We start from the raw sequence: 20,342 nt of genomic DNA, 5'->3' as shown, positions 1-20,342 counted from the left end.
GTTCGGGAAGCAGATAGAGAATTTACCAACGAGCGATAATATGCGACAATTGAAAGACATTGTTTACTGGAAGAGAATGGTGCGATGGATCGCCTGACGGCGTTGCAGGTTTTCCGCCATGTGGCGGAACTGAACAGCTTTGCCGAAGCCGGGCGGCGGCTCGGTCTCTCTCCTCCCGCGGTCAGCAAGAACATCGCAGAGCTGGAGGCGCATCTGGGCGTGCGGCTCATCAACCGGACGACGCGGCGCATGGCCCTGACCGAAGAAGGCAGGATCTATCTGGAGCGTGTCACGCAGGGGCTCGATGCGCTGGCCAGGGCCGACCAGGTTCTCGGCCCGATCAAGACGGCGCCGAGCGGCACGCTGCGGATCAGCGCGCCGATGACCGTCACGTTGACACGGCTTTCGGCTGCCATCCCCGCGTTTCTATCGCGCTATCCCGATTTGAAACTCGATCTGCATCTTGACGACAGGCGCGTCGATATCGTGCGGGAGGGATTTGACCTTGCCATTCGCGGCAGCGACAATCTCGAGGATTCCAGCCTGGTCGCAAGAAAGCTTGCGGTCATGCCGCACGTGCTTTGCGCAGCTCCGGCCTATTTCGAGAAGCATGGCCGGCCCAAAACGCCTGCCGACTTGAAGGCGGCCAATTGCATCCGGTTCAGCCTCTCGGGACATGCGGACATATGGGAGTTCCGCAAGGACGGCCGCGCCGAGCGCATCGCCATCGATATTCGGTGTCGTCGAGCCTTGCCGTGCGCGATGCGCTGCGCGCCGGCTTCGGCGTCAGCCTGATCCCCTATCCCTATGTCGAGAGCGACCTGAAAGCAGGCCAGCTGCAATCGGCTCTGGATGACTGGGACAAGGTCGAAACCACGCTCTACGCGGTCTATCCGGCACGGCAGCATCTCGCTCCGAAAATCCGCGTCTTCCTTGATTTCCTGATCGAGGAATTCAGTCGGAACAAAGAGAAGCCGTTCGTGCCGCTCCGGCGTGAGCGCTCGGCAAAGCGCGGTGCCGGCGAGGCGACGGATGCGGAAAGTCAGACGGAGATATTGCCGTCGATTTCATCTCCTTGACACGCCTCCAAATCCGGACTTTGTGGAGCCATGCGGGACGCGAAGCCGAATAAGGGAAAGACAGCGGCCGAGGCGTTCGCCGAACGCACGAGCGGTGTTCGCCGGGCCGATGCGGCACGCATGCCGGGGTCGAGCGTGCATGCGTCGCTGGCCAACGAAATCGGGCTGAGGATCGTGCGCGGCGACTATCCGCCGGGAACCATCCTGCCCAACGAGGCCAAATGGTCCGAGACTTTCGACGTCAGCCGCTCGGCGGTGCGCGAAGCCATCAAAATGCTGATGGCGAAGAGCCTTTTGTCGTCACGTCCCAAAATCGGCAGCTGGGTCGAGCCTAAGGAACGCTGGAACCTGCTCGATCGCGATGTGCTGGCCTGGTACGCGACCTCGCCGGACCGCGAGGTGTTCCTGAGAACCGTGCAGGAATTCCGCCACATCATCGAGCCGGAGGCCAGCGCCTTCGCCGCCATGCGGCGCACCGACGAGCAGATGGCCGAGATCAGCCAGGCCTGCCGCGAGATGGGCGAGGCGACCAACCTGCAGGAGCGCACGCGCGCCGACACGCGTTTTCATCTCGCCATCCTGCGGGCCTCGGGCAACGACCTGCTGGTGCCGCTCGGCGTGCTGATCGAATCGGCGTTCGATCATCTATTTGCTTATACCACGCGGGAACTCGACGATTTGCAGCATGCGCAGAGGCTGCATGAGGCGATCGAGAAGAGCATCCGCCTGCAGCGGCCGGACGCGGCACGCAATGCGGTGCGCAAGCTGCTGGCCAATACCGACAGCGTGATCAAGTCCAGGTAGCTGCCGTTCGGCCACAGGCACTCAGTCGAAAGGTGCGGTAGCGAGATGCCGCAGGGTCAGCCGGATCAGCAAGGCCTGGTCGCGGGCGGCGTGTTCGGGCGGGTTGACGACGGGGTCGCCATTGACGATCGCCGCCCAGAAGCCACGCATCTCCTCGACGAAGGCTTCTGCATAGCCGGCGCGCAAATCTTTCTTCGACAGCGTGTGACCGTCCGAGGTCGTCACCGTCAGCCGGGTCGGATGATGATTGAGCCAGGGCGAGGGGAATTCGAGCTCCAGGCTGGCATCGTCGAAAAACAGCGTGATCCGCTCCTTGTAGTCGGCGAGCTTGGGCACGGTGAGATGGGTCATGGTCCACAGCGCCTGTCCGTCCAAAAGCTTGACGGCGCCCTGGCCGCCGTCGCCATTGGCGAAGATCTGCGCGCCGACGACTTCGCCGTCCGGCACGCCGAGCGCATCGAGCAGGCCATGGACGGCATTGACGTCGTGAATCAAGGCCGAGCTGTAAGCGCCGGTAAATCCACGGAAAGCGAGGTCGGTCAAATGCACGCCGACGGCGTCTTCGACCTGGCGCTTCTGCTTGGCCGCGACGGCAGCGACCATGTCCTTCGGGATATCGGTGCCGCGCCTGTAGGGCTGATGGGCGATGAACGGCCAGGCGTCGGGATCGTTCACTTCCACCGAGACCGCGCGCAGCGTGCTTGATGTGCCTGGCAGCGAAGCGAGCGCCAGCCGGTAATTCGGGTCGAAGCGCTTCATGTAGCCGACTTGCATGACTTTCCTGGCGGCATCGCGCGCGGCGAGGATCTCCAGGATTTCCGCCGGCGAGTAGCAGAGCGGCTTTTCGCAAAAGACATGCAGGCCGCGCGCGAGCGCCGCCAGCACCTGTTCGTGGTGCAGCGGGTCCGGCGAGCCGATCACCACTGCGTCGAGGCGCTGGTCGAAGAGCTGGTCGATCGTTTCGAAATTGGCAACGCCGTGAGTGTCGGTGACGAACTGCCGCGAAATCCTCGAGGGATCTGCAACGCCAACCAGCCCGAACAATTCGCCGAGGCGCAGCAGGTTGGGGATATGCTCGACCTGCGAGATCATGCCGGCGCCGACGACCCCGACGCGTAACCTGCTCATGCCATCATTCCCCGCAATGTCCGATAGTCAGCTCAAGGCGCCGCAGGCGGCCGGTTGCCGATCTGGGCGAGCAGGCCGGCAATCTCCGCCTCGACCGCCTTCAGATCCTCGCCACCCGACATGATCGAGATGACCTCGTCGCGCGAAATCTCGGACTTGGCGTAGGTGCCGCGATTGCGGCCGCGGTTGAGCAGCGTGAAGGTGTCGCCGACCGGATAGGCATGGTGAATGTTGTGGCTGATGAAGATCACGGCCAGACCCCGCATGCGCGCTTCGATGATGAACTTCAGCACCATCGCCGCCTGGTGGACGCCGAGCGCGGAAGTCGGCTCGTCGAGGATCAGCACGCGCGCGCCAAAATGCACGGCGCGGGCGATCGCCACCGACTGGCGCTCGCCGCCCGACAGCGTGCCGACGGCCTGCGTCGGGTCGCGCACGTCGATGCCGATATCGGCCATCGCCTGCCTGGCGATGGTGTTGGCGCGCTCCTTGTCGATGCGCGAGAAGGGCAGGCTGCTTTTGGTAGGCTCGCGGCCGAGGAAGAAGTTACGGGTGATCGACATCAGCGAGATCATGCCGAGGTCCTGGAACACCGTTGCCACGCCGAGCTCCTGCGCGTCGCGCGGGCTGCGGAAAGTGACCGGCTTGCCGTCAACCAGGATTTCGCCCTTGCTCGGCCGGTAGACGCCGGACAGAACCTTGATCAGCGTCGACTTGCCGGCGCCGTTGTCGCCGAGCAGGCAATGGACCTCGCCCGGATAGACCTTGATGTCGATGTCCTGGAGCGCGCGCACCGAGCCGAAATTGACGCTGACGCCGCGCAATTCCATTGCTGGCGCAGTCATTTGCCACCTACGCGGCCGAGCGCCTTCAGCCTGATGTAGTTGTTGACCAGCACGGCCATCAGGATGACGATGCCGAGGAAGACTTTGAACCAGTCGGTGTCGATGCCGGTGTAGAAGATGCCCATCTGCACCAGCCCGAAGATCAGCGCCCCGAACAACACGCCATAGACGGTGCCGTAGCCGCCGGTGAGCAGCACACCGCCGATGACGGCGGCGATGATCGCCTCGAATTCCTTGAGCAGGCCGCGCGTGGTGTCGGCGGAGCCCGCCTCCATCACCTGGATCGTGGCAAGCAGGGTCGCCGCGCAGGCGGTGTAGATGAACAGGCTGATCTTGACGCGATCGACCGGCACGCCGACGTTGCGGGCTGCGATCAGGTCGCCGCCGGTGGCGAAGATCCAGTTGCCGTATTTCGTCTGGGTGAGCACGTAGCCGGCCAGCGCCGTCAGGCCGAGCCACCAGACGATCGACATCGGAATGCCGGCGACGAAGGGAATGCCGTCGCTGCGGGTGGCGATCCAGCCTTGCGCGCCCATCCAGCGGAACAGGCCGGTGAGCAGATGGCCGTTGAAAATGCCGGCCGTCGCCGGGTCCGGTGCGCCTTCGAGTATGTAGGGGATCTGCGTGCGGCCGGTGACGGCGCGGGTGATGCCGATCGACAGTCCGCGCAGGATATAGAGCGTGGCGAGGGTGACGATGAAGGAGGGCAGGCGCGTCTTCACCACGATCAGGCCGTTGAGATACCCGGTGAGGATGGCAACGGCGAAGGCACAGGCGATGCCGCCCCATAGCGGCAGGCCCCAGTATTTCACCGTCAGCCCGATGACGACGCCGGCGAAGCCGACCATGGAGCCGACCGAAAGATCGAACTCGCCGGCGATGATGAGAAGTGCCGCCGCGGTGGCGACGATGCCGAGCTCCGCCGACAGCGTCAGGAAGGTCATCGATCCCTGCAGCGAATAGAGGTTCGCCGCGCCCGGCAGCAGCGCAAAGATGATGATCGTCGCAAGCAGTCCGCCGGCAGCACCGGCTTCCGGCCGGCGCAGCCACTGGGTCAGCTTGCCGGTGCTGGCCAACCGTTCGTCGGCGCCGGCGGCCCGCTTCGACGTCATGCCGAAGCGGTCGGTCGCCTTCAGCTCGGCTGGAGGTGCTGCGTTGTCTTCCACGACCGCCATTAGGCTCCCCAATCGCTCAATTCGCAATCTTGGTCACGGACGGATCGGGAGAGCGCTTGGCGCATTCTCCCGTTCCGTCGGAACTTGCTAGCGAATGCCCTCTTTGGCGAGGGCCAGGATCGCCTTGGCTTTTTCTGGCGAGTCGATGAACAGCGGTCCGGTATAGGCGTTGTTCTGCGGCCAGAAGCCGTGCGTCGCCTGCTCGACCAGATAGATCACCGGCAGATAGCCCATGAGATATTGCTGGGCGTCCATGCCGAAGCCCATTTCGCCGGCGACGACAGAGTCGAGAACCTCCGGGCTGATGTCGAAGGTATAGAGCTTGAGCTTGCCGAACAGTTCCTTGTCGCGGAACATCGGGATCAACGGATTGGCGGCAGTGGCACCAAGCGCGAAGACCGCCTGTGTGTCGGGATGCGCCGATAGATAAGCTTCGGTGCGGCGCTGCACGTCAGCCGGATCCGGCGCCACGGCCAGAACCTCGGTGCCGCCGCCGGAGGGCTTCAGCCCGTCATTGAGGCCCTGGCAGCGCTGGTCGAGGCTGACATTGCCGACCTCGTGATTGATGCAAACGACCTTCAGCGTGCCTTCCTTGGCCAGCCGCTCGCCGGCCTTCTTGCCGGAATCATATTCGGAAACGGTGCCGACATAGAGCGTCGTGCCGAGCTCGGCGCCTTCCTTTTCGCCGGAATCCAGAACCACCATCGGAATATTGGCGGCAAGCCCGGATTTGACCGATTTGCCGAGTGCATTGGCGTCGGCGATGGAGACGGCGATGCCGTCCGGCTTGGTGGCGATGGCGGCGTCCAGAAGCCGGGCCTGCTCGACCACGTCGAAGACCTGCGGCGCGTAATATTCGACCTTGGCGCCGGTGAGGGCGGCCGCGTCATCGACGCCGCGCTTGACCACCGACCAATAGGGATCGGACGCCGACCCGTGCACCACGAAGGTGATGCGGACGTCCTTCGGATCCTTGAGGCCCGCGGCATACGCGATGCCTGTCATCAGGCCCGCCGAGACGAAGGCGCCCAATGCCACTTTCAGAAGAGTTTTCATCTTATTCTCCCATTTGTCGTTGCAGTTCCAATCCCTTGTCCAATCCCTTTGGCGCCGTTTTCCGGTCGCGACGATCGGCTCATGTCGCGGATCGGGTGGCCGCTTTGCGGGCCTTTGCCGACACCAATCGCTGTTCGCCCGCGTTGCTGCCGCGGGCCGTTGTTGATGCTCGCCCGGCCGAGAGTGTTGCGCGAAGCTCCTCGCGCAACGGCTTCATGCCGATGACTTCGATCGGCTGCGCGGCGAGCCAGTCGCGAAAGCCCTGGTCGCGGAACAGCTCGTACTCTTCGGTGCGGATATAGGCGGAGCGCGGCTCGATCAGCTCGAGTTCACCGGGCGCGTTGCAATGCAGGCAAAAGAAGGTCAGGCCCTCGCGCACACCCTCGATGAGCGCTTTGTAAGCGGGCTCGATCGGCCTGGAACGCGGCCGGCCCCAGGTCGTCTGGATCGCGGCGTCGAAAATGGCAAAGCCGCCGGCGCGGGCCAGCGCCACGCCGCGCTGGAACGCCTCCTCGGTGACGCCGACCAGATTGTCGTTGGGGGAATAGGCGGACAGGGTCTTGGTCAAGAGCACGGGCAGCTGATATTCGAGCCCGAGCTTGATGTAGATGTCGCAAAATTCCGGCGACAATGCCGCGCCCATATGCGCGTCGAGATGGGTGACGTCGATGCCGGCGCGAGAGGCGGTGTCGATCTGGGCGCGAAGCTCGGCCTCGACCGCCTGCGGCACCGCCTTGCGGCGCGTGGTCGCCACGTCGGGCCATAAGAAGCCGAACTCGTCGGTCAGGCCGGCCGCCCGCGACGGCGCGGTCAACGGCCGCCATTTGTAATGCTGCTTCTCGCTGTTCAGCGTCAGGTGGACGCCGAGGTCGAGGCCAGGGTTGGCGACGGCGCTTTCGGCCATTTCGAGGAACCAGGGGCACGGCACCATTACCGCGCCGGAACTGCAGACACCCAGTCCGCTCAATTCGAGGAAGGCGCTGTTGGCCCCGTGGCACATGCCGACATCGTCCTCGTGGACCACGATCCGCTTGCTGGAGCCGGCGGCGTTCACGTACGGCCGCCTTCCCGCCGGCATACCGGTTTCGGGGGTCTTCCAAAGTGTGTCCCGTATTTCATGGAACCAACCGTTTGCCCAACTGGCCGGAATGGAACGCCGAAACCTGCCTTTCCGACAGGGCCACTTTGGCGAATTCGGATGGGTACAATTTGCCTGCCGGCTGAGACACTTAGCTGCCGATTTCCCCAATCAGGGTTCAAAACCACTCATAGGAACCGTCTTCCGGGCGCAGATGGCTTGGTCGAATAGCGGCGGAGTGGTTCTTTCAAACTGTGCCGACAAGCCTACAGCTGTCCACACCATCAAGCGACCACATTATCAAGTGACCCAAACTACCAAGTAACTTGGAGGCCTGTCATGTACACCGCCGGCGAAGAGGAAATCGAAGCCATTGCCAGGGTGATCCGCTCGGGCGCGCTGTTTCGTTACGGCAAGGACAGCGAATGCGACCGCTTCGAGGCCCGCTATGCGCAGCATCTCGGCGTCGAGCATTTCGCGCTGGCCGCCAGCGGCACCTATGGGCTCGCCGCCGGCCTGATCGGCCTCGGCATCGGCCCGGGGGACGAAGTGCTGGTGCCCGCGCACACCTATATGGCGACCGCGACCGCGGTGCTTTCGGTCGGGGCCATTCCCGTCATCGTCGACATCGACGAGAGCCTGACAATCGATCCCATCGCTTTGCGCGAAGCCATCGGGCCGCGCACCAGGGCGGTCATCCCGGTGCATATGTGGGGCGCGGCCTGCAACATGAACGCGATCATGGACATTGCTGCCAAGCGCGGCTTGCTGGTGCTGGAGGATGTCTGCCAAGGCATCGGCGGCGGCTATGAAGGCCGCAAGCTCGGCTCGATCGGCCACGCCGGCGCCTATTCCTTCAACTATTTCAAGAACATGACCTCGGGCGAGGGCGGCGGCGTCGCCACGAGCGACCCGAAGGTGGCGGAGCGGGCGCGCTGCGCCATCGACCCTTGCCATTTCTACTGGCAGGGCAGAAGCGACAGCATCAAACCCTTCGCTGGCATCGGCGCGCGTGCTTCCGAACTGATGGGGGCGATGCTCAACGTCCAGCTCGACCGGCTGGACGGCATCATCGAGGCGATGCGCGCCGAGAAGAAGACGGTGCTGGCCGGTACCCGCCACCTCGGCAATCTCGGTCTGACGCCGTCGCCGATGAACAGCCCGGACGACGATTGTGCCGCACAGGTGATGTACCTGCTGCCGAGCGAGCAGGCGGCGCAGACTTTTTCGAAGACCATTCCGAGCGTCGTTGCCGGCAAGACCGGCCGTCACAATTTCACCCAGTGGGACCAGGTGCTGATGCACGAAGGGGCGCATCACCCGGCGCTCAATCCTTATGCGCTGCCCGAGAACCAGGGCCTGCGGCTGGATTATTCCGACGACCTCGGCAAGCGCTCGCTCGACATCCTCAACCGCACCGTGATGATCGCCATGAACCCGGCGCACAGCGATACCGACATTCAGGACATGATCCACAACATCGACGCGGCGGCGCGGGTGGCGCTGGAGAATGCCTCGCTCGATGATGTCGAATTGCGCCAGGCGGCACCGGTTGATCTGCAGAAATTCGACAGTGTGAACTAGACCAGTTCCGACGCGGTTTGCTACCCTGCGGCCGAGTTCCATGTTCGGTGGCCGGGCGAGGATTCCGACCGGCATAACCGGTCGTCAAAAAATCCGCAGGCCCGTGTCGGATAGGCCGGGCTCCGCTCGTCCTAGGGGGCATCGATCACCAACCACGGAGGATTAACGATATGCCCGGCACCGTACGGCTACACCGCGTTCTGACAACAAGCCCGGAGAAAGTCTACCGCGCGTTCCTCGAAGCGGATGCACTTGCGAAATGGCTTCCGCCGAATGGCTTCACCTGCACGGTTCATCACTTCGAGGCGAAAGTCGGCGGTACGTTCAAAATGTCCTTCCGCAACTTCACCACCGGCGACAGCCACTCGTTCGGCGGCGAATATGTCGAGCTCGTGCCCAATGAGCAACTGCGCTACACCGACCGGTTCGACGACCCCAACCTGCCCGGCGAGATCGAGGTGACCGTGACATTGAAGAAAGTATCGGTCGGCACCGAAGTGAATATCACGCAGGCCGGTATTCCAGACGTCATCCCAGTTGAGGCCTGCTATCTCGGCTGGCAGGAGTCGCTGCGAAATCTGGCGAAGCTCGTTGAACCCGAGATCAAGCAGTAGGGTAAAGCGCGCGCGTGGCTGATCCATGGGGGCGATCTCGTCGCACCGAGAGAGCGAAGCGGGCGCTGCCTTGGCTGCATCGGCGTCCCTAGCCGGGTTCCAAGGAATTCCCGGTCTTCCCAGGCAACATGCGCCGGCGCCGGAAAGCCCGGATGGCGAAGCTTGCCCTAGCTTCTATCCAACCTTAGGAACGCGGCGCGCAGCGCCAGCACTGCGCGCAGGATCTGGCGTTCGTCCATCGCCGCATAGCCGAGCAGCAGGCCGTGCTCGGGTTCTGTGGAATGGTAGTTGATCGAGATGCCCTGGACGTCGAGCCCCTCCTTGAGGGCGGCGGCGACCACGTCACTGTCCTTATAGGGCCTGAGGAAGCTCGCCAGCAGCTGCATGCCGGAATCGTTTTCCGTGACGGTCAGCCATTCGGCCAGATGCTCCTGGCACAGCTTGACGAAGTTCGCCTGCCGGCGCGCATAGAGCCGGCGCATGCGCTTGAGGTGCGTGGCGAAATAGCCCTGCGTGATGAAGTCGTTGACCGTTGCCTGCAGGATCAGCGGCGCGAACTGGCCGGTGATGCTCACCGCCCGGTCGAACGGCACCGACAGTTCGCGCGGCACGATCAGATAGCCGATGCGCAGCGCCGGGATCAGCGTCTTGCCGAAGCTGCCGATATAGACGACGCGGTCGGCGTGATCGAGCCCGCGCAGCGCCGGCACCGGCCGGCCGCGGAACCGGTATTCGCCGTCATAGTCATCCTCGACGATCCAGGCGCCGTTGCGGTCGGCAATGTCGAGCAGCTGCAGGCGCTCCTCGATGCGCATGATGGTGCCGAACGGCCATTGGCAGGATGGCGTCACATAGATCAGCCGCGCCGGCGGCAGCTCCGGATCGGCAAGATGCCAGCCGCGCCTGTCGACCTTCAACGGTGCTAATCTGGCGCCGCTGGCGAGAAAGGCGCTCTTGGCGCCGAGATAGCCGGGCTCTTCCATCCAGACATGGTCGCCTTCGTCCATCAGCACGCGCGAGACGAGATCGAGCGCTGCTTGTGCGCCGGTGACGATGATCACCTGGTCGGCGGTGCAGCTGATGCCGCGCGACAGGCCGATGGTCGAGGCAATGGCCTGACGCAGGCCGGGGTGGCCGGCAAAGGAGAGATAACCAAGCAGGCTCTCGTCGCGGCTGCGTGCATTGCGCACCAGAAGACTTGACCAGATGGTGAACGGAAAAGACGCCGTTTCGGGGACGCCGGGATGGAAATTGATGACGCCGGCATTGCGCGGCGGTTGCGGGCCGTTGACGATGGTCTGGCCACGCCGCGACAGCTTTTGCGGCGCTGCCAGTCCGGCGCGCAGGGATGCCAAAGGACGGTTCTGCTGGATCGGCGCCACCCAGGTGCCCGATCCGGCACGCGCCTCGATAAAACCTTCGGCGAGGAGTTGGTCATAGGCGGCGATGACCGTGTTGCGCCCGACCTTCAGATCTTCGGCCAGCGAGCGCGTCGACGGTAGCAGCGTGTTCTGCGGGATCTGGCCGTCAAGGATGAAGCGTCGCAAGGCGCCGTAGATCTGACGATGCATCGGTTCTTCCGAAGCGCGGTCGACCGACATGATGTCGAGGGAAAGGCGCATGTGGTCGGCCACAGCACTATCCCCCGACGAACCTGGCGGCGCGGGCGATCTTTTCCTCGTTGAGCCGGCAGACGGTATCTAGCACCAGTCGCCTGGTTTCGGGGCGGACCTCGCGGCTGTTCTTCAGTGCGCGATGCACGGTGGCGGCGCCAAGTTCCGCCTTCTCGGCGATCTCCCGGATGGTGCAAAGCCGTTCTATGCCAAGCGCAGCTTCGAAAGCCATGTCGCTCCTCCTCGGTTACATCAAGGCACGGCTTCCGGTCGGCCTCAAGCTTGAAAGTCGGGGTTTGAAATCCAGAGCCGGAATTCTGCGATCCGCGCCGCGCAGGGAGCGAGGCGGCGCGGATCGCCGGGCGCTTTCGCGTCGCTAACCCCATCGAGGCGCGCGCCCATTACGTCCCTCCGGCTCGCAATGCGGGCCGGTCAGTCTGCCTGCCGCGTCGCCACTTCGAAGCCGGCTTCGCGGGCGGTGGCGAGCAGCGAGAAATAGCCTTTGCTGGCATAGGTCAGCGGATGCGCCTTGGCCGGATCCTGCTCGGCTTCGACAACGATCCAACCTTCATAGCCGCGCGCGGCGAGAGGTTTCAGCAATGACAGGAAATCGACCGAGCCGTCGCCGGGCACGGTAAAAATGCCGTCCATTACCGCCGCCATGAAGCTCATGTCCTCGCGGCGTGCCCGTTCCAGCACCGCCGTGCGAACGTCCTTGCAATGGAAATGCACGATACGGTCGAGATGCCGTTGCAACAGCGATTGCGGGTCGCCGCCCGAAAACAGGCAGTGGCCGGTATCGAACAAAAGGCCGACGCTTCGGCCCGTCGCCGCCATCAGCCTGTCGACTTCATCGTCCGTCTCGACGATAGTGCCCATGTGGTGGTGGAAGGCCATGCCGACCCCGAATGCGGCCATGCGGTCGGCGAGGGCGGTCAGTTTCTCGCCATAGGCCCGCCAGTCGCTGTCGGCGAGGCGCGGACGCTCGGAGATCGGCGCAAAAATGCCGTCATGGCGACCGCGCGAGGTGTCGGCATAAACGACGATCCTAGCGCCAAGGTCGCGCAGCAGCTGCAGATGCGGGGTGATCGCCGCGAATTCCTCGTCGACCGTACGGTCGAGAATGCGGCCATCATACCAGCCGGAGACGAGTTCCAGGCCATAGGATGACAGGAGCGGCCCAAGCACTTCGGCCTGGCGCGGAAATTTGCCGCCGAGTTCGGTGCCGCGGTAGCCGGCCTGCGCGGTTTCCGCCAGACAGGTCTCCAAGGGCGTATCCCCGCCAAGCGCCGGAACGTCGTCATTGCTCCAGGTGATGGGATTGATGCCGATCTTGACCGTCATGGCGCCATACTTTTGCAGGCTTGGGAATACAAGCCGTGCCTGCAAACTGGCTGCAAAGAGGACCCGTCACTAGGTCCAGTTCAGCCGAATTTGGCAGAACCAATCAATGGTGACCGGTTCTAATCTTCCTTTGGGCGGCCAAAAAGGACGCGCAGTTCATCTTTGGCGTCCTCCAGCACTTTCTTTTGCGCCGCCGGTAGGTTCTTGCCGGCGCGGTTGATGTAGAAATTCAGCATCGACATGGCGGATTGAAACGGCCCTGCCTTGCGTCGATCGCTGTGCTCGGCCGATCGCTTCAACGAGGCGGCGATTTTCCTTGGATCGTGGGATTCGAAGATGTGTTCCTCGAGGTCCAGCGCGTCGCTATGCTCGGTGACGTCGGCGGACCATTTCCGTTGCGCGGTCATGGCAAACTCCTTCCACTAGGTCGTTGCCGGGAAAACGCCTTATGGCGCACCGCTGTTCCACTTCGGCCCGAATCCCTGGAGCCACGGATTTGCCTGTCGTGGCGCTGCTCGGCTATGCGAATGCGCCGATAGTGGTCAGAACCGCCGATTCAAGAACTGCGGACAGGAAACGCTTTTGACCCCGATCGTCTCAAGCCAGGCAGGAAGTTCCGGCATCGACAGTGCCTATGCCTGGATACGGCTGGGCATCTCGATGCTGCTGGCAACGATCGGCGGGGTCGGCATGTGGGCGGTGGTCGTGGTGCTGCCCGCCGTGCAGGCAGAATTCGGCGTTGATCGCGCCGCTGCCTCGATGCCCTACACCGCGACCATGGTCGGCTTTGCCGCCGGCAATGTGCTGTTCGGCCGCGCCATTGACCGCATGGGGTATTGGATCCCGGCGCTGATTGCCGCGATTACACTTGGCGCCGGCTTCCTGCTGGCGTCGCTGACCAGTTCGATCCTGCAGTTCACCCTCGTCCAAGGCCTGTTGATCGGCGTTGGCTCGTCGGCGATCTTCGGGCCGCTGATCGCCGACATCTCGCACTGGTTCAACCGGCGCCGCGGCGTCGCGGTGACGGCTGCCGCGTCCGGCAACTATCTCGCCGGAGCGATTTGGCCGACGGCGATGCCCTATGTCATGCAGACCGAAGGCTGGCGCTTCACCTATGCCGCGATCGGCGTCGTCTGCCTGGTCACCATGGTGCCCTTGATCCTGCTGCTCCGGCGCGGCGCACCGCTCCAGGCGGCTCCGGGATCGCCGGGCAGCCGCGTGGTCCAGCCGATCTCACTGTCGCCGGCGGCCTTGCAGGCGCTGCTCATCGTCGCCGGGCTCGGCTGCTGCGTGGCGATGTCGATGCCGCAAGTCCATATCGTCGCCTACTGCATGGATCTCGGCTACGGTGTGGCACATGGCGCCGATATGCTGTCGATCATGCTGGCGGCGGGCGTCGTCAGCCGGCTAGGCTCGGGCTTCCTTGCCGATCGCATCGGTGGCGTGAAAACCCTGCTGATCGGCTCGGTGCTGCAATGCCTGTCGCTGTTGTTCTATATCCCGTTCGACGGGCTTGCCTCGCTCTATGTCGTCTCGCTGGTCTTCGGCCTGTCGCAAGGCGGCATCGTCCCCTGTTATGCGATCATCGTGCGCGAATATATGCCAGCCAAGGAGGCTGGCCAGCGCGTCGGCATCGTCATGATGGCGACCATCTTCGGCATGGCGATCGGTGGCTGGATGTCGGGCTGGATCTACGATTTGACCGGTTCCTATGCCGCCGCGTTCCTCAACGGCATCGCCTGGAACCTGCTGAACATTTCGGCCATGGTGCTGCTGCTGTGGAAGGCCCGGAGCAGCGCTGCCGTGACGGCCTGAGGCACGGCGGTACGGGTACAGTCTCTCCCGGCCGTCGCTTGACAATAGCCGAAGGCTGCGCGACGCCAGACAAGGTGTGGCAACGGGCCAGGTTGGCATGGCAGCAGTGGCAAAAACGCTGAACATCGTTTCACGGTCGCGTCTGGGCGGTTGCCCGGTGTCGGGACCAGTACGGTGATCAAGCCGCGCTCGCGCCGCGGCGGCGGCCGCCCGACCATCGCCGATGTCGCGCGCAAGGCCGGCGTCGGCGCCATTACCGTCTCGCGCGCCTTGCGCGAGCCGGGGCGTGTCTCGGAAGATCTGCGCCGCCAGATCGAGTCCGCCGTGAATGAGCTCGGCTATGTGCCCGACCCGAATGCGCGGGCGCTGGCTTCGGCGCGCGCCGAGGTCTTTGGCGTCCTGGTGCCGTCGCTTACCAACAACGTCTTTGCCGAAGTGGTGCGCGGCATCTACGACAGCCTGTCGAACGGCCCCTTCCGCATCCAGCTCGGAAACACCCACTATTCCGGCCTCGAGGAAGAGCGGCTGCTGCAGGTGTTTGGGCCGCAACGCCCGGCGGCGCTGATCGTGGCCGGCATCGACCAGACGCCGGCGTCGCGAAAACTGCTGGAAGCGGCAGGCTGTCCGGTGGTGCAGGTGATGGAGACCGGGCCCGATCCGGTCGACATGATGGTCGGGTTCTCACATTTCCAGGGCGGCAAGGCGGCTGCGGAACATCTGATCGAGGCAGGCTATCGCCGGATCGGCTTCATCGGCGCGCGCATGGATCCGCGTTCGCAGCGGCGGCTTGCCGGCTATCGCGCGGCGATGGAGGCGGCCGGCCTGTTCGACGCGCGGCTCACCACCACGACGCCGGTGCCCTCCAGCGTCACCCTCGGCCGCGAATTGTTCCGCGACGCGCTGGCCAAGTTGCCGAGCCTCGACGCGGTGTTCTGCAACAATGACGATATCGCCCTCGGCGTGCTGTTCGAATGCCATCGCGCTTCGATCGCCGTGCCGAAGACGATCGGCATCGTCGGCTTCAATGATCTGGACATGATGGAGGTGGCCTTTCCGTCGGTCACCAGCGTTCGGACCTACCGTTACGAGATCGGCCGGCGGGCGGTCGCCATGGCGCTTGCGGCTATCGAGGGCAACAGGCCGGAGCAGCGGGTCGTCGACCTTGGCTTCGAACTCAAGCGACGTGAAAGCACGGCGCGCTGAAGCGTGCTTCAACGCAATGGTGCTTTACACAACGTCATGGTAGCGCTACCACTTACCGCCGGGCGGTACTTCGCCCCGAAGATGGGAAGCTGTTTATTATACATAAGCGACAGCTCACGCTTGTTTATTATGTATAATATGATAGTTTTTGCGGGACTAGCCGGGCAACAAAGGAGGGGATCGGGTCGGCGTTCGGCCACCTGAACGCGCAACGGGTACGGCGGGAGGTGCCGGGCCGGTAATGCGCAAATTCATCGGCGTAAGAACAAACAAAACTGCAACTGGGAGGAATATCGATGATCAAGTCACTCGTTGGCGGTATCGTTGCCGCCACTGCTTTTGTCATGCTGAGCTCGTCGGCGATCGCCGATCCTGAAATCGTCAAGGGGCCATCGGCCGAGCCTGAGTGCTTCGCGCCCTGGTCGGCCGATACGCAGTTCTTCAAGTTCCCCAAGAAAGACGGCCCGTACCGCATCGCTCTGGCCAACGGCTACATCGCCAATACGTGGCGCATCCAGATGGTGCAGACGGCGAAGGCCTATGCAGCGCAGCCGGATGTCGCGGCCAAGCTCAAGGAATTCAAGGTGGTCTCGACCGGGGAGGACGTGCCGGCGCAGATTTCGGCAATCAACAATTTCATCGATTCCGGCTATGACGCGATTGTCGTCAACGCCCAGAACCCGACCGCATTCGGCCCTGTCATCAAGCGGGCCAAGGAAGCCGGCGTGGTGCTGGTCGCCTTCGACAACATCCTCGACACCAAGGATGCCATCAACGTCAATGTCGACCAGAAAGGCCTTGGCGAATTGTGGGGCAACTGGCTGGTCAAGCACGTGCCGAACGGCGGCAAGGTGCTGGAAGTGCGCGGCGTAGCCGGCACGTCCGTCGACACCGACCGCCACAACGGGATCCACGAGGTTCTCGACGCTTCCGGCAAGAAATGGGATGTCACCGAGGTCGTCGGCAAATGGGATGACGGCGTTGCGCAAAAGGCTACGGCCGATGCCATTGCCACCAACGGTCCCTTCGACGGCATTACCGGACAGGGCGGCGATACCGGCATCGTGCAGGCGATGATCGATGCCAAGCATCCGTTCGTGCCGTTCGGCGGCGAGACGGAGAATGGCTTCCGCAAATTCTGCGCCAAATTCGCCGCTGACGGCCTGAAATGCTCGTCGGCCGGCACCGGCCCGGCTCAGGTGGCGGTTGCCATCAAGACGGCGATTGCAGCGCTTGAAGGCCAGGTCGTGCCGCAAGCGGTCAAGCTGCCGCTGGCGATCGTCGAGGATCCGAACTTCAAGGCAGGCCAGGATTTCTTCCCCGACCAATCCGACAATTTCTTCGTCGGCAATTCCTTCCCGACCTGCGGGATCAATTTCACGGCGCAGGAAATCATGGGCCAGAGCAAGGAAAACCAGTAAACTCCGATAGCCCGACGCCGCGGGAAATTCCGCGGCGTCGGCGCTCGACATCCTGATTGCCAAGCGCCTGGGGAGGGCCGATGGACGGTGCGGTTCCGCTCTTCCGCATGGAAGGCATATCCAAGCGCTATGGCGGCGTGCGGGCGCTGGAGAAGGCCGAGCTGTCGGTCACTCCAGGCAGCATCCACGCCATTCTCGGCGAGAACGGCGCCGGCAAATCGACGCTGATCAAGGTCATGGCGGGGGTCGTCGCGTCCGACGAGGGCCGCATGATGCTGGACGGAAACGAAGTGAGCTTCGCTTCGCCGGCCGCTGCCAACCAGGCCGGCATCGTCTGCATCTTCCAGGAGCTGTCGCTGGTCCCGGAACTCAGCGTTGCCGACAACATCGTCATTTCCGATCCGCCGAAACGCTTCGGCATGATCGACCGCAAGGCGCAGCGCCGCATCGCCGAAGAAGCCCTTGCTCGCGCCGGCGCCTCCGATATCCATCCGCTGGCGCTGGTCAAGGATCTTCCTCTTTCGAGAAGGCAGATGGTCGAGATCGCCAAGGCACTGGCGCGCAAGCCACGCATCCTGATCCTCGACGAGGCGACCTCGGCGCTGACCGCGGCTGACGTCGCCAGGGTTTTCGCCGTGTTGAAGCGGCTGCGTTCGGAAGGGCTGGCGCTCCTCTACATTTCGCACCGCATGAACGAGATCGCCGAACTGGCCGACCAGTGCACGGTGTTCCGCAATGGCCGCAATGTCGCCAGCTATGCGGCCGGCACCAAGAGCGACAACGAGGTCGTCGAACTGATGATCGGGCGCGAATACAGCCACATCTTTCCGCCCAAGCCCGCGCGGGCGGCTGCTGCAGCCACGCCGGTTCTGGAGGCGCGCAGCCTGTCATGGACGGATCGGCTGCACGATGTCTCGCTGTCGGTCGGGGCGGGCGAGGTGGTCGGCCTCGGCGGTCTCGACGGCCAGGGCCAGCGCGAATTGCTGCTCGCCTTCTTCGGTGTGCTGCGCGGCCTGTCAGGGCAGATCCTGATCGACGGCAGGCCGGTGGCGATCGCCAGCCCTGCCGCGGCGCGTGACGACCGGATCGGCATGGCGTTGATCCCGGAGGATCGTAAGACGGAAGGGTTGATGCTGCCGATGACGGTGCGCGAAAACCTCTCCTTCGCCGCCCTCGACCGGCTGTCCAGGGCCGGCATCATCGATCGCGCCGCCGAGCAGCGGCTGATCGACGACATGGTTGGTCTCCTGGCCATCAAGACCGCCGGGCTCGACATTCCGGTCGGCGCGCTGTCCGGCGGCAACCAGCAGAAAGTCGTCATCGCCAAATGGCTGATGCGGCAGCCGCGCATCATCCTGCTCAACGATCCGACGCGCGGCATCGATGTCGGCACCAAGCAGGAGCTTTACCAGTTGATGCGCAAGCTTGCCGACCAGGGTGCGGCGATCCTGTTCTATTCGACCGACTATGACGAGCTGATCGGCTGCTGCGACCGCGTGCTGGTGCTCTATGACGGCGCGATCAAGCGTGAACTGGTCGGCGCCGAAATCACCGAGCGGGCGCTGATCGCCAGCGCGCTCAACATTCACGAAGAGATGCCAAGGCAAGGAGCGGACGCGTGAAGGATTGGCGCTACTGGCTTGCCGAACAGCGCGGAACGCTGCTGGCGTTCGGCATCTTCATCGTCATGTTCGTCATTTATACCTCAAATCATCCGGCGGGTTTCACCGCCAATGTCGTGCAGACCGCCTCGAACAAGGGCGTGTTGCTCGCCTTCGTCGCCATGGCGCAGACGCTGGTGGTCATCACCGCCGGCATCGATCTCTCGGTCGGGATGATCTTCACGCTGACCAACTGCCTGGCGTCGTGGCTGGTCGTCGGCACCGGCATCGAGACCGCCTTCGGCGTCATCGCCGTGCTCGGCACCGGGCTGCTGTGCGGGGCAATCAACGGCGCCATCGTTATCTATGGACGCCTGCAGCCGATCGTCGCCACCATCGCCACCGGCGCGGTCTATTTCGGCATCGCGCTGCTGCTGCGGCCGTTTCCGGGCGGCTCGGTCAATGAAGGGCTCGCCGACGCGCTGACCGGGCGCCTGTTTGGTATTGTGCCGGCGAGCCTGGTGACGCTGCTGGCGGTCGTGCTCGTGGTCTGGGTGCCGTTCAGCCGATCGGTGCTCGGCCGCGCCGCCTATGCAGCCGGGTCCTCGGAGATGGCGGCCTACATGTCCGGCGTGCCGATCCGGCGTGGAAAGTTCGCCGCCTATGCGCTTGCCGGGCTGCTTGCCGCGATCGGCGGGCTGTTCCTGACGTTCTTCACCTATACCGGCGATGCGGCCTATGCCAGCGGCAACGCCTATACGCTGTTTTCGATCGCCGCGGTCGTGCTCGGCGGCGTGTCGCTGTTCGGCGGCAAGGGCAGCGCCATCGGCGCGATCTTCGGCGCGCTTGCCTTCCGCACCATCGGCGACCTGCTGTTCGTCTTCGATTTCGATCCGCTCTGGCAGCCCCTGTTCCAGGGCGTCATCCTGCTGATCGCGGTCAGCCTCGGCGCCTTCGCCCTGTTTCGGGTCCGCAACCGGCTGGAGTGGTTCCTGTGAGCGAAACGACTGTGAGCGGCCTCGCCGGCCGCATGCCGAAATTCCTCCGCCGCGCCGATCCGGCGGTGCTGACGGCGTTCGCCTGTATCGTGCTGCTGCTGTTCCTCGGCAGCCTCTATTCGCGCAGCTTCCTGTCGCCTGAATACCTGCTGCAGCAGCTCAAGGTGGCATCGTTTCTCGGCGTCATCGCCACCGGCATGATGCTGGTCATCCTGCTCGGCCAGATCGACCTGTCGGTGCCGTGGTCGGTGGCGGCCGGCGCCATGATGGCCTGCGCCGCGGCCGCATACGGTCCCGTCGGCGTGGCGCTTGCCATTCCGTTCGGCATCTTCTGCGGTGTTTTGATCGGCATCGTCAACGGCATCGGCGTAGCCTATCTGCGCATTCCCTCGATGATCATCACGCTTGCCACCAACGCCGTCGCGCAGGGGCTGATGGTGGTCTACACGGGCGGTTTCTCGCCGCAGGATTCGGCGACCGGTGCGATGCGCTATCTGGCGACCGGCTTTGCCGTTCCTGGCGTGCCGAACGCAGTCCTCATCTGGGCGCTGATCGGCGCCGCAATGGTGTTCGTGCTGACCCGCACCGGCTTCGGCCGCACCGTTTACGGCATCGGCAATCGCGAGCGTGCCGCCTATCTTTCCGGCATCGATACAAGGCGCGTGGTGATGATCGCCTTTGCGGTTTCGGGCGGGCTCTCGGCATTCGGCGGCGTGCTGTTGGCCGGCTATGCCTCCAAGGCGGCACAATCGATGGGCGATGCCTATCTGCTACCGTCGATCGCCGCCGTGGTGCTCGGCGGCACCTCGATCCTCGGCGGGCGCGGCTCCTATCTCGGCACCGTCGCCGGGGTAATCCTGATCACGCTTTTGCAATCCATTCTTTCCGTCATGCAGATGCCGGAGGCGGGGCGGCAGATCATCTACGGCGTCGTTATCGTCGCCATGCTGCTGCTCTATGGCCGCGCGCCGGCAAGCCGCTGAC

At 63.9% G+C, this 20,342-nt stretch carries 18 protein-coding genes and 1 pseudogene; 10 read left to right on the top strand and 9 right to left on the bottom strand.

Going from position 1 to position 20,342, the window contains the following annotated elements; all coding sequences use genetic code 11:
• The first annotated feature begins 84 nt into the window (after positions 1–84).
• A pseudogene (locus NKI95_RS12090) lies at positions 85–1,079 on the top strand (LysR family transcriptional regulator).
• A 30-nt stretch (positions 1,080–1,109) separates the two neighbouring features.
• The gene (locus tag NKI95_RS12085; RefSeq protein ID WP_352716955.1) at positions 1,110–1,883 is read left to right on the top strand and encodes a FadR/GntR family transcriptional regulator; all 774 of its coding nucleotides are present in this window, start codon (positions 1,110–1,112) and stop codon (positions 1,881–1,883) included.
• Between the two features lie 21 nt (positions 1,884–1,904).
• On the opposite strand, the gene NKI95_RS12080 is transcribed toward NKI95_RS12085, so the two are convergent.
• The 5 genes from NKI95_RS12080 to NKI95_RS12060 all read right to left on the bottom strand — a co-directional run bounded on the left by NKI95_RS12080 (position 1,905) and on the right by NKI95_RS12060 (position 7,141).
• Entirely contained in the window at positions 1,905–3,011 is a 1,107-nt protein-coding gene (locus NKI95_RS12080; RefSeq protein ID WP_352716954.1) for a Gfo/Idh/MocA family protein, read from the bottom strand.
• Between the two features lie 32 nt (positions 3,012–3,043).
• Positions 3,044–3,856: an ATP-binding cassette domain-containing protein gene (locus NKI95_RS12075; RefSeq protein WP_352716952.1), complete on the bottom strand. Its 813-nt coding sequence runs from the start codon at positions 3,854–3,856 to the stop codon at positions 3,044–3,046.
• The gene (locus NKI95_RS12070) at positions 3,853–4,968 is read right to left on the bottom strand and encodes an ABC transporter permease (RefSeq protein WP_352717104.1); all 1,116 of its coding nucleotides are present in this window, start codon (positions 4,966–4,968) and stop codon (positions 3,853–3,855) included. The genes NKI95_RS12075 and NKI95_RS12070 overlap by 4 nt, the downstream gene beginning before the upstream one ends.
• 150 nt (positions 4,969–5,118) lie before the next feature.
• Positions 5,119–6,087 carry a rhizopine catabolism ABC transporter substrate-binding protein gene (locus tag NKI95_RS12065; RefSeq protein ID WP_352456252.1) on the bottom strand — a complete coding sequence of 323 codons (969 nt, stop codon included), beginning with the start codon at positions 6,085–6,087 and terminating at the stop codon, positions 5,119–5,121.
• Between the two features lie 79 nt (positions 6,088–6,166).
• Complete coding sequence (locus NKI95_RS12060; RefSeq protein WP_352716950.1) at positions 6,167–7,141, bottom strand: polysaccharide deacetylase family protein; 975 nt, start codon at positions 7,139–7,141, stop codon at positions 6,167–6,169.
• Between the two features lie 363 nt (positions 7,142–7,504).
• On the opposite strand from NKI95_RS12060, the gene NKI95_RS12055 reads away from it, so the two are divergent.
• Both NKI95_RS12055 and NKI95_RS12050 read left to right on the top strand, forming a co-directional pair.
• Positions 7,505–8,749 carry a DegT/DnrJ/EryC1/StrS family aminotransferase gene (locus tag NKI95_RS12055; RefSeq protein ID WP_352716948.1) on the top strand — a complete coding sequence of 415 codons (1,245 nt, stop codon included), beginning with the start codon at positions 7,505–7,507 and terminating at the stop codon, positions 8,747–8,749.
• A 170-nt stretch (positions 8,750–8,919) separates the two neighbouring features.
• A complete protein-coding gene (locus NKI95_RS12050) occupies positions 8,920–9,363 on the top strand; it encodes an SRPBCC family protein (protein ID WP_352716947.1) in 444 nt (147 codons plus the stop codon).
• Between the two features lie 167 nt (positions 9,364–9,530).
• Here NKI95_RS12050 and mocR read toward each other — a convergent pair whose 3' ends face one another.
• From mocR to NKI95_RS12030, 4 genes are all read right to left on the bottom strand, one after another.
• Positions 9,531–10,997: a rhizopine catabolism transcriptional regulator MocR gene (mocR, locus tag NKI95_RS12045; RefSeq protein ID WP_352716945.1), complete on the bottom strand. Its 1,467-nt coding sequence runs from the start codon at positions 10,995–10,997 to the stop codon at positions 9,531–9,533.
• A gap of 4 nt (positions 10,998–11,001) precedes the next feature.
• Positions 11,002–11,208, bottom strand: a complete 207-nt coding sequence (locus tag NKI95_RS12040; protein WP_352716943.1) for a LacI family DNA-binding transcriptional regulator — start codon at positions 11,206–11,208, stop codon at positions 11,002–11,004.
• Between the two features lie 200 nt (positions 11,209–11,408).
• Complete coding sequence (gene iolE / locus NKI95_RS12035; protein WP_352716941.1) at positions 11,409–12,320, bottom strand: myo-inosose-2 dehydratase; 912 nt, start codon at positions 12,318–12,320, stop codon at positions 11,409–11,411.
• A 119-nt stretch (positions 12,321–12,439) separates the two neighbouring features.
• Positions 12,440–12,727, bottom strand: coding sequence for a DUF3175 domain-containing protein (locus NKI95_RS12030; RefSeq protein WP_023721237.1), 288 nt, complete (start codon positions 12,725–12,727; stop codon positions 12,440–12,442).
• A 175-nt stretch (positions 12,728–12,902) separates the two neighbouring features.
• Between NKI95_RS12030 and NKI95_RS12025 the strand changes: the two genes are divergently transcribed.
• The 6 genes from NKI95_RS12025 (at position 12,903) to NKI95_RS12000 (ending at position 20,341) form a co-directional block, all read left to right on the top strand.
• Entirely contained in the window at positions 12,903–14,135 is a 1,233-nt protein-coding gene (locus NKI95_RS12025; RefSeq protein WP_352716939.1) for an MFS transporter, read from the top strand.
• Between the two features lie 174 nt (positions 14,136–14,309).
• The gene (gene gntR / locus NKI95_RS12020; RefSeq protein ID WP_352716938.1) at positions 14,310–15,338 is read left to right on the top strand and encodes an HTH-type transcriptional regulator GntR; all 1,029 of its coding nucleotides are present in this window, start codon (positions 14,310–14,312) and stop codon (positions 15,336–15,338) included.
• Between the two features lie 296 nt (positions 15,339–15,634).
• Positions 15,635–16,759 (top strand): sugar ABC transporter substrate-binding protein, encoded by a 1,125-nt coding sequence (locus NKI95_RS12015; RefSeq protein ID WP_352716936.1) that lies wholly within the window; start codon positions 15,635–15,637, stop codon positions 16,757–16,759.
• An 80-nt stretch (positions 16,760–16,839) separates the two neighbouring features.
• Positions 16,840–18,381, top strand: a complete 1,542-nt coding sequence (locus NKI95_RS12010) for a sugar ABC transporter ATP-binding protein (protein WP_352716934.1) — start codon at positions 16,840–16,842, stop codon at positions 18,379–18,381.
• Positions 18,378–19,358 carry an ABC transporter permease gene (locus NKI95_RS12005; protein ID WP_292658929.1) on the top strand — a complete coding sequence of 327 codons (981 nt, stop codon included), beginning with the start codon at positions 18,378–18,380 and terminating at the stop codon, positions 19,356–19,358. Before NKI95_RS12010 ends, NKI95_RS12005 begins: the two co-directional genes overlap by 4 nt.
• Positions 19,355–20,341, top strand: coding sequence for an ABC transporter permease (locus NKI95_RS12000; protein ID WP_292658927.1), 987 nt, complete (start codon positions 19,355–19,357; stop codon positions 20,339–20,341). Before NKI95_RS12005 ends, NKI95_RS12000 begins: the two co-directional genes overlap by 4 nt.
• The last annotated feature ends 1 nt before the right edge of the window (position 20,342 follow it).

Source organism: Mesorhizobium sp. M0306 (assembly GCF_040321655.1).
GTDB lineage: Bacteria > Pseudomonadota > Alphaproteobacteria > Rhizobiales > Rhizobiaceae > Mesorhizobium.
The sequence above is the reverse complement of the archived record's forward strand: the minus strand, read 5'-3'. Positions and strand labels throughout refer to the sequence as shown.